This window comes from Aeoliella straminimaris (genome assembly GCF_024054565.1).
Taxonomy (GTDB): Bacteria; Planctomycetota; Planctomycetia; order Pirellulales; family Lacipirellulaceae; genus Aeoliella; species Aeoliella straminimaris.
This window is the reverse complement of the sequence record NZ_JAMXLR010000069.1, coordinates 1-9,848: the sequence shown is the minus strand read 5'-3', so window position 1 is coordinate 9,848 and position 9,848 is coordinate 1. Positions and strand designations below refer to the sequence as shown.

6 protein-coding genes are annotated in these 9,848 nt (G+C 53.3%); 4 read left to right on the top strand and 2 right to left on the bottom strand.

Features of this window, described 5'->3' with window-relative positions:
- Positions 1-342: 342 nt before the first annotated feature.
- Positions 343-888 (bottom strand): hypothetical protein, encoded by a 546-nt coding sequence (locus tag NG895_RS19950; RefSeq protein WP_252854294.1) that lies wholly within the window; start codon positions 886-888, stop codon positions 343-345.
- A 311-nt stretch (positions 889-1,199) separates the two neighbouring features.
- On the opposite strand from NG895_RS19950, the gene NG895_RS19945 reads away from it, so the two are divergent.
- Positions 1,200-2,618, top strand: a complete 1,419-nt coding sequence (locus NG895_RS19945) for an IS4 family transposase (protein ID WP_252854293.1) — start codon at positions 1,200-1,202, stop codon at positions 2,616-2,618.
- A 1,372-nt stretch (positions 2,619-3,990) separates the two neighbouring features.
- Here the strand turns inward: NG895_RS19945 and NG895_RS19940 are convergent.
- Positions 3,991-4,599 (bottom strand): recombinase family protein, encoded by a 609-nt coding sequence (locus NG895_RS19940; RefSeq protein WP_252854292.1) that lies wholly within the window; start codon positions 4,597-4,599, stop codon positions 3,991-3,993.
- 1,126 nt (positions 4,600-5,725) lie between these two features.
- Between NG895_RS19940 and NG895_RS30940 the strand changes: the two genes are divergently transcribed.
- The 3 genes from NG895_RS30940 to NG895_RS19930 all read left to right on the top strand — a co-directional run.
- Complete coding sequence (locus NG895_RS30940; protein WP_425267243.1) at positions 5,726-5,956, top strand: helix-turn-helix transcriptional regulator; 231 nt, start codon at positions 5,726-5,728, stop codon at positions 5,954-5,956.
- A gap of 507 nt (positions 5,957-6,463) precedes the next feature.
- The gene (locus NG895_RS19935; RefSeq protein WP_252854291.1) at positions 6,464-8,581 is read left to right on the top strand and encodes a phage/plasmid primase, P4 family; all 2,118 of its coding nucleotides are present in this window, start codon (positions 6,464-6,466) and stop codon (positions 8,579-8,581) included.
- Between the two features lie 138 nt (positions 8,582-8,719).
- Positions 8,720-9,848, top strand: a 1,129-nt coding sequence (locus NG895_RS19930) for a tyrosine-type recombinase/integrase (RefSeq protein ID WP_252854290.1), incomplete at its 3' end; no start/stop codon positions are given.

Sequence of the window (9,848 nt, the reverse complement as noted above, 5' to 3'; positions counted from 1 at the left end):
TTGTCCGAAATTTGACACCTCCGCGCCTTGGAAAAGCTCCTTCGAGCCAGCGGTCGATGCATTCTCAGCAAATTAAAACGACTCCAAATTGCGGGCAGTGTGAATTCACAGCACTCATGCAGCTTGAAGATCAGAGCTTGATCTAGCTTGTTGGTTCTGCCGGTCGAGAAGGTGGTGCCTGTCGGCTCTTGTTAAACAACTCCTCGATGCATCCTGCACCAAACGGCTCATCCATGCTTGCGGTGCCAGACGTTCGTAATGTTCCAGGTCTTGGTTCCCACGCAGTAACTTGTAGTAAATAAATCTCACTGCAGGACGCAGCTCGTGGTCCTGGTAGGGTATTTACGTAAGCAAAATAATCGCGGCGATGATTCCAGCTGCAAGGCACAACGAGGCAGCGAAAATCAAACCGGGCCGCTCGTGAACCGCTGCGTTGGGGGTCGATTCGGCTATCGCCGTCAGCGTTTCGCGGAGCGGACGGAATCTGGCATCGTCTTTGGCGGGTAATGACAACTGTGCCTTGCCTAGCGTTGTAAGGACCTGCGTGATCCACCCTCCTTCAAGGTCGGGGTACCGATGAACTTCAAGGATATCATCGAAAGAACACGCGACAAAACCACTAACACCTAATACCCAAAAGCCACTTGGGTAAAAGCAGCGCCCAAAAGAAACCTGTTGCTGTTGTGGATCGACGGCGATGTGTTGCCTGCCGCCAACACGCGGCTTGTACTCAAACATCAAGAGGTCTTCTCCAATTTGGCAATCACCATAAGTTTGAATTACGGAATCAGCAGTCTTGCGGGCACGTAATCGCGTTCGGAAGAAAGAAGCCAATATCAGAGCTGTTATTATCCAGAGTGGAATCGCGTTGATTAGCTTTATTGGCATATCATTGAATGGAGTGGGACTGGTGGTACGGCATACATTCTAGCCACCCTCCTGCAATTTGCGATCTTTCAGAATGACAGCGGATGGACCAACACCAGCACTTTCGCTTCTCCGCTAACTGCGGGCGGTGAGAACGACTCATCGTTCCACATAAGTCTCGCAAGCACTGCTATGGCAGCTTCTGGTGATAGTGTTGCTATCGACCTTGCCTGGATCTGATTCGTTGCGAACGATTTGTTAGCTTGTCATTTTCGAGGGACTGTGGTGAGAAGCATGTTTACTTCTCTTCGCTTCTTCCATGGAGGTTCCCGATGTCCGTTTCGCTACGAGACGAAGTTCGCGGTGCCGTGCTCGGCGACCAACGGTTGACGAAACGGCTGGTCAAAGTCATTGAATCGCTCGGCGCGAAGCCTAACATGAGCGTGCCCGCCGCTACCTGCGGTCGAGCGGAAATGGAAGCCGCGTATCGTTTCTTCGACAACGATAAGGTTTCCCCCGAAAGAATCCTCCGGCCGCATATCGAGGCCACCCGGGAAAGAGTTTCTCAGACCGATGTTGCCTTGTTGGTCCAGGATACAACCGATCTCGACTTGACCCGACCGAAGCAGCAGGTCCGCGGCGCAGGACCGCTGGAATACCACACTCGCCTGGGTGCTTTCTTCCACCCGATGGTGGCCTTCACTGAGCACGGCTTGCCCCTCGGCATCGTCTGGCAGAAGAGCTGGACTCGGAGCAAGATCAAGAAAATGACTGTGAATGACAAAGGACGCTGGATCCGCGAGACACCCATCGAAGGAAAGGAGACCTACCGGTGGATCGAAGGCCTGAGGGCAGCCCGCGAAGTTGCCGACACTTGTCCCCAGACGACTTGCGTCTGCATTGCCGATAGTGACGCCGACGTTTACGAACTGTTCTGCGAACCACGCGGTACTTCCCGTGGCGAGGTGCATCTGTTAGTGCGTGCCTGCAAGAAGCGAATCACTGTGGACACGGAGATGACATGGTTTGAAGCAGCTCGCGCTACGAAGTGTCTGTATCAATGTAGCGTGAACGTCGGTGCTCGCATTGCGAAACTGTCCACGGATAAACGCAAACGCCACGAAACTCGCGAGGCACGCCTGGCAGAACTAGAGGTTCGAGCCACTACAGTGACGGTGCGCCATCCTTATCGACCAGGCCGTCACCGCAATCTGTCTGACATCACGCTGAACGTCGTCCTTGCCGAAGAACCCAATCCCCCGAACGGTGCTACACCGATCCAATGGCTGCTGGCAACGACACTTCCCATCGACGAGGTTCAGCAAGTCCGACGAATCGTCGCTTACTACGCCATTCGTTGGCAAATCGAAATCTTTTTCCGAACGTTGAAGAGTGGCTGTCGGATCGAAGAGCGGCAGTTGGAGACGGTGGAGCGAATGCTCAACTGTTTGGCAGTCTACGCGATCATCGCCTGGAAGGTGATGTATCTGTCGCGATTGGGGAGCGAGTGTCCAGACTTGAGCTGTGAGCTGATCTTTGAACCGAGCGAATGGAAATCGGTATGTATGACGGTCCGCAAAGCCGATCCGCCATCTACCCCACCCCCATTGAATGAGATGATCCGCATGATCGCTTCGCTAGGCGGTTATGTCCTCCGCCAATCGACGCGCCCAGGGCCGCAAACGTTATGGTTCGGACTGCAGCGTGTTTACGACCTGTCCACCGCTTGGCAGACTTTCGGACCTGGCTAGTTCGCTTTTTTTAGTTGATGACTTGTGTGGAACGATGAGTGAGAACGACCTCAGCAGCTGAGAGATCGGCTGAGTGACCACCTGACTTCGCTCGGATCATTGAGTCTGGATGCCCTGGCGGCAACTCTAAAACTTTGACTCGAATAACGCCGCCCAGTGTTGAGATCCGCGAGAATGGATGCTCACAAAGACTCCTCCCCGACCAAGGGATGAATAGTCAGTCTACTTGCTCTATAACCCTGCAGACAGACGACCCTTTTCCGACATGGGCAGCTGGTGGCGCAGCAGTTGAACACACCTGACACTGCGGAATGCTGCATGACCTTTCCTTGGCAGCCGATGGAATGAGGCACACGAGTCCGTAGGGGACGAAGCATGGCTCTTGCATCAATTTACAGCAGACGAGCTGCTTACCACAGCGAGCAAACTGATCGACTGCGCCCCCAGGGTTGACGTGGGCAAACTCACGGCCAAGATCCAGTGTCGCCACTGTTCTGGTTCAGATCAATGGCCCACCGACTCCCTCTTCGAAAGTGAAACCAGATTATGCAATTTGGTAAGCAACCGTTCTAACCGCTCTTAGATCATCGCTGTCATCCTCACCCGCTTGAAATGAGAATCTCTAATGGCTTCGCGTAGTGCATCGACCACGCTGTCGGGAGCCCAATCGCTATCGCGAGCATCAATAAGCAACCGAGCCAACTGATACTTGTGCAAGAAGGCCTGGATGTTTCTCGGCCCTCAGTCCACCTCAGAACTATCCCGATCGAGAGCAGAGTCGTCATTGGCAAGCCTTAATGTCGGTCTTGTTTTCGCCACGTTAAACGTCTTCAGGCTGCACTATGCTCACTCTTAATAAGTGATCTGCGACAATCATTGTTGACTCCTCGACTTCAATACAAGATCTGGTCGGCAAACTGGCCGATCGGCCCTAGGAACCGCACGCAACCGCTTGCTTGCATGTCGTTTCCTGCATCTTAAAGAACTAATATAAGGACATCTTTGACTCGAATCATCATGTGACGCCCAAATGAATACATCTGGTGAATCTACAACACAGATCAACTCGGTAGCCTTCCGTAAAGCCAGCCCACTGATCGGTCGAAGCAAAGGACGTGCAGCTAGCACGCATGCTTGAAAGGACGTGCAATCAACCAATCTGATGCTCTAGAGTACCTATCGCGCTATCACTCATTTACAAAGAAGGAGCCATACACCACCTTGTTATCGCATCAGTGGATAGTTACTAGTGCGTCCTTTGTCACGAATCCCGGTGCCCAGGTTTCGCCACGACATGGTGATGGCACATGCCTCACTACATACCCGCTCATCGCGCGTGATGCGCAGTCCCGACTGGATTAATCGAAAGTCACTACTCTACGGAGCGCAAGTAGCGTTGCACCGTCCGCCGCGAGACCCCCAACGCGGTGGCGATTTCCTGGTCCTTCAATCCCATCTTTCGCAGCTCCAATGCGCGGTCGGGCTTGGCCTTCGTGGTGCCTGATTGCCGGCCTTTGTAGACTCCTCTCGCCTTTGCAGCAGCGATACCGGCAGATTGCCGCTCCCTTCGCATCTCTTGTTCCATCTCCGCAACGGCGAATAGCACCGATGCAATGAGTTGCCCAGCTGCGCCATTGAAGTCCAGCTGCTGGGTTACGCTTACAACGCGAATTCCTCGCTGACACCAATCAACGAGTGTGTTGATACCATCAACCAGCGAACGTGAGATGCGATCGAGTTTATAGACGACTACTGTCTTGACCTTTCCGGCAAACACGGCCGTCTGCAATCGCTCGAACTCTGGGCGCCTAAGATCAGTGCCCGACTTGCTATCGACGTACCAGACGGCGTCTGAGAGCCTCTGAGAGGCCATCCAGCGTTCGATCTCAGCGCGCTGACTGGCAGCCTTCTGCGAAGTAGTAGAGACGCGAACATAGACCGCGACTTTCGCGGCCGACTTTACTCGTTTCTTCGACTTCATGGGAACTGCCTCGGTGCGTCCACGTGTAAGACAATAAGAGTATACACTTTATGGCATGGCTTTTCAGCTCTAATAATCGCAATTTTCACCGAGTTTTTCATGCGCAACAGACAATGCACCCTATTTGGCACACGCCGCTAGGCAGCTGCTCTTATACGATCGATCTGCAGGGACCATCCTGACAAATCTGAATCCGGGGAAGTTCAGATTCGCGCCCTTCGCCTGGCGCGCATTTTCATTACGGGTATTTCTCAGACTCTTCTACCCGCGAGATTCGGGCAGTCAAGAAGCTTCTAATCTGCGCAGGAGTTCTTAGAACGTGTTTTGAAATTCACGCCTATGCCCCTTCAAGCAATAAAACACCCTGATTTTGCCCAGTGCTAGCGTCGAAATGTGGCCATTTCAGTACTTGGAGCAGGTTGTGGGTCATTTTTAAAACACGTACTTAGATTAAAAACTCACAAGTCAGACTCGAAGACCTATTCACCAATTCTCAGTAGCCATCAGGAGCTGCCATCGCTCATCAGACTAAGGCTGCTGTGGCAGATTATGAAGGATAGTCGTGGACAGATTGGACAACTTGGAGGTTGAATTCGTATTAGTCTAAAATGCGCTGAGAGATTTGCGGGGAATACAGAACTCATGTCCGTAATGTCCAAATGATGATTAGAAGAATTGTCAATCATCCCTCCCCACCCGCGTGGTTTACACAACAGCACAATCGCTGGCCGCCACAAGTGCCTTCAAGTCCAAGCCTCCTGAACAAGCTGAGTGCACTAGCGTAGTTGCGGCACGGACGCAATACCAATTTCATCTTTTTATGAAAAACCGTCGCGATTTTTCTCTTCGGCTGCGTGCATGTGTGGTAGGATCTGTATCCGCTGAACACGGTCGTATATGACTCGGGTTCCACCCGATCAATGGATTCTGGACCAAGTTTCAGCTCACAGTGGTTGCCCAAGTCTACTTGGGTAGTCGCTTTCTACGGAAAAGACCGGCCATCTAGGTCGGAATGTGATGGAATCGTAATAGATTTTTGGTGTGCGCTGGATGCGCGGTCCACCAGAATTGCCTCTGCAATTGCCACGCAAGGCCATGCGCAGAGTGACTATGAAAGGGGCTTCCTATGTCCCAAGCGAAAGAAGTTGATCTTTCGTGCCTCCAACTCCTTGATATCACGCAGTTGGCAGAGTTGTGCGGATGCTCTTGTTCGACTCTGCGTCGACTTGCCGACCGTGGCGCGATGCCCGCGCCAGTGAAGATCGGAGTACTAAGTCGATGGCGCAAGAACGACGTTGAAAAATGGATAACTGGGGGTTGTCCGATCCACCAACAATGGGGAGGGCGGGCTAAATGAAAAAGAGCAAGCCAACGAAGCGCAAACAACGCTACAAACGTAATAGCAAACAACGGAAACATTTAACTTGCCGAGTAATGTACTTAAAACCGGCTGGAGGCAGTTCTGGGCGACCTGACTACCAATTGGGATTGGAGGTGGTCGAAGGAACGCTGTCGGACAAACGGCTCATAGCCATACTTCGATTCGGATCGAAATCCGATGTGGAGATATCTAGCAGAGTACTAAAGAAACTCGGAATTGACCTGCATTCTGATCTAGGTCGATTACCAGTAGACATGTTTGTAAGCGTCGTTGCGAATCCAAGGAGCAATGGCTTTCTTGCCGTAGTTCCGCAGACCATTCGCCGCATTGAATGGGAAGCCTAGTTCCAGCATTGATGGCTTTCCAACTCTGTTGCGACAACTTCTGTGCACACAATGATGTGCGGCGCTTAGGGTCGGCGACGCCATAGACGTATGCTACCAGAATACTTATTACAAATTGATTTAACAAAGAGAGAAGGTTATGAGTTCAGAGAAACCAAAACCCCACAACAGCGCGGTGAACAAAGACGAACTTGCGGCCGCAATAGAATATGCCGAACTTGGCTACAAAGTTTTTCCACTGCGTTGTTTAAGCAAGCAACCGGCATGCAAACACGGCCACAAAGACGCCACGTGCGACACGGATCAGATCGAGGCCTGGTGGAGTGATGATCCGCACTACAATATTGGCCTGTCCACGGAGGGGCTTCTGGTTATCGATATCGACGGGGCAAACAACCCTTGGCCTATTGATCCAGAGAAGAAGCTGGAACTATCAGCTGCCCCCTATGCCGAGACTCAATCAGGAGGAAGACACCATATCTTCCGCCAGCCGGAAGGTCTCTCCTTTCGCAACTCAGTAAGAAAACTTGCCAAGAATGTAGATGTTCGCGCTAACGGTGGATACGTTGTTGTTCCGCCCTCTAGTAGTGACACGGGTCAGTATAAGTGGATACAACCGCTCGACGTCCCTGCCGCTAGTCTTCCACTCCCACCTGAATGGTTGCTCAATGAGCTTTCCGAAGTGTCAACCGGGCAAAGTGAGCCAACTGTTCGCGGAAATAGTATACTTGAAGGTGAGCGAAACAACCGTCTGACGAGTATTGCCGGGCAAATGTGCCGCCAAGGGTCAAGTGCCCAAGAGATCGAGAGTCATCTTCTTTCGATCAACGAATCGGAATGCAGGCCACCCCTGGATGAGGCGGAAGTACTCAAGATCGTCAAGAGTGTTGGCCGCTACAATGAAGAGTACGAGGCAACTGATCTGGGCAATGCCGAGCGCCTCGTGGCTCGGTCTGGTAACGTTATTCGCTATGTGGCCACTCGGAATATTTGGTTGATCTGGGATGGGACACGATGGAAACGCGACGAAACCGGAGAGGTTCATCGACTGGCGCAAGCAACAGCCATGAGCATTTCCGACGAGGTTCGCAATGCCACCGACGAAACTCGTCGCACCTCACTTAAGAAGTGGGCAAAAACGAGCCAGTCTCGAGCGAGGCTAAGCGCCATGGTGGACTTAGCGGCGACGCAAGAGCTAGTTTCCATTAGCCATCGTGTACTGGATCAGCATCCGCTGCTACTGAACTGCAAGAATGGTGTGGTTGACCTCGAAACCCGGAGATTGCTTCGGCACGACCCAGGTTATCTGATCACTCAATCCACCGGACTCGAATATCCGACCGATCATGCAGAATGCCCTCTATGGAAGCGGACATTGGCGCGGATTTTCAACAATGACAGGGAATTGATCAGTTTCCTTCAGCGGCTTTGCGGAGTCATGTTGTCTGGCGAAGTACGGGAGCAAATACTGCCGATATTTCACGGAGATGGCGCCAATGGAAAGACGGTTATTGTCGAAACTATCAGGCACATCATGGGCGACTATTGTGTGAAGGCACCTCATGGATTTGGGATTGCTCGCAAGAACGAAAGACATCCGACAGAGCTCGCCGACTTATGCGGCTCTCGTTTGGCCATCATCTCCGAAACCGATGAGGGACAGCGTATTGACGAGGCCCAAATCAAGGAATTAACGGGTGGCGATACGATACGAGCTAGGAGGATGCGACAGGACTTTTGGGAGTTTGAGCCCAGTCACACTTGTTTGATGGTAACCAATCATCGGCCGGTTGTCCGCGGAACGGATTATGGCATCTGGCGAAGATTGCTCCTTGTTCCATTCACGGTCACAATTCCCGAAGAGGAGCAAGACAAAGAGCTGGCAAGTAAGCTCGAATCTGAGTATCCGGCAATCCTGCAGTGGATGGTTGAAGGGTATAAAATGTACAAAAAAGAAGTCGGTCTAAATCCACCGCAATCGGTGCTAGTCGCTACGAAAGAGTATAAGAATGACATGGACAGCTTCCGCCGGTTCATAGAGGAAGGCTGTATCTTGGAACCACAGTTAGAGACTCTCGGATCCGCGCTATTCGATGCTTACAAGTCTTGGTGCGAGAACAATGGGGAATCCTACCTAGACAACCGCTACTTTGGCAAGCGACTTAAAACACTCCCGGATGTGACCTCTCGACGGTCGAACGGGACCTATTACAAAGGGATTGGATTGGGGCGTGAGGAATCAAATACAGCAGCGTAGGAGAACGTTTTGGCGAGAAGTCCGGCGCGCCGCCTAGGCAAGTCTAGGAATCCTGCAATCTCAGGTCAGGAACCTGTCCGGTGGCATCAAACGAAACTCTTAAAAAGCAACAATAATCTGTTCATTGGAGGGCTAACGTTGGCCAGAATCTACAAACAAACCTACACCAAACCGCTCCCCGAGGGCGCCGAACTGTTCACCCGCAAGGGGCAAGAGTTCGCCCGTTGGACACCCAAGCGGGGTAGGCCTCGTACGGCCCCCGTAGCGCGGGATGCGAACGATCAGCCAAGAATCCGCCTGGAGTCGGCCAGGTACATGGCCGAGTATCGCGATGGGCAAGGTATTCTGCAGCAAGTCGCCACCGGTTGCCGCGACAAAACGGCCGCCCAGGCGGTGCTGAACGATCTGCTAAAGCGGGCCGAGCGGGTGCGCGGCAACCTCGTATCGGCCGACGACGACGCGGCGATGGACCACCAGCACACCGAGCTAACTGTGGTGCTGGTCGACTACCTCGGCCACCTGCGAGCCAAGGGACGATCGGCCAAGCACATTGCCGACTGCGAACGGCTTGTCGGGCGAGCATTCGACGAATGTGGATTCACTAGACTCCGTGATGTCACCGGCGAACCGCTCGAACGGTGGCTGACGCGACTCACGGACCAAGGCAGTTCCCCTCGCACCCGCAACAGCTACCTGCAAGCGGTCCGCGGTTTCTGCCGCTGGTGCGTTTCGTCCGGCCGCCTGACCAGTGACCCCACGAAGCGAATAGGCAAGCTCAACGAAGCCACCGATATACGCCGGCAGCGGCGCTCGCTCACGACCAACGAACTCGCTCGCCTGCTTTACGCTGCACGTTGGCGACCATTGGCCGAGCGGGGCCGCAAATCAGTGCCGGCCGACAATCCGAAGGGGCGCAAATCGTGGAAGCTTGCGCCGCTGACCTTAGCCACGCTGGACGATTGCGTCGAACGGGCACGGACCAAGCTGACCGACAAACCAGAGCAACTTGCGGAACTCGAATGTCTCGGCCGCCAGCGGGCGCTGATCTACAAAACCTTGGTGCTCACGGGGCTCCGACGTGGCGAATTGGGCTCGCTCACGATCGGTTCGGTAGTCTTAGACATGGCCGCGCCCTACTTGGTACTGGATGCCGCGAACGCAAAGAACCACCAGCGGGCCGAGTTGCCGCTGCGTCGCGATCTGGCAGAGGACATTGCCGCCTGGATCGCAGAACGTCGCGAAGCTCAGCAAGGCCCCGCGGACGTAC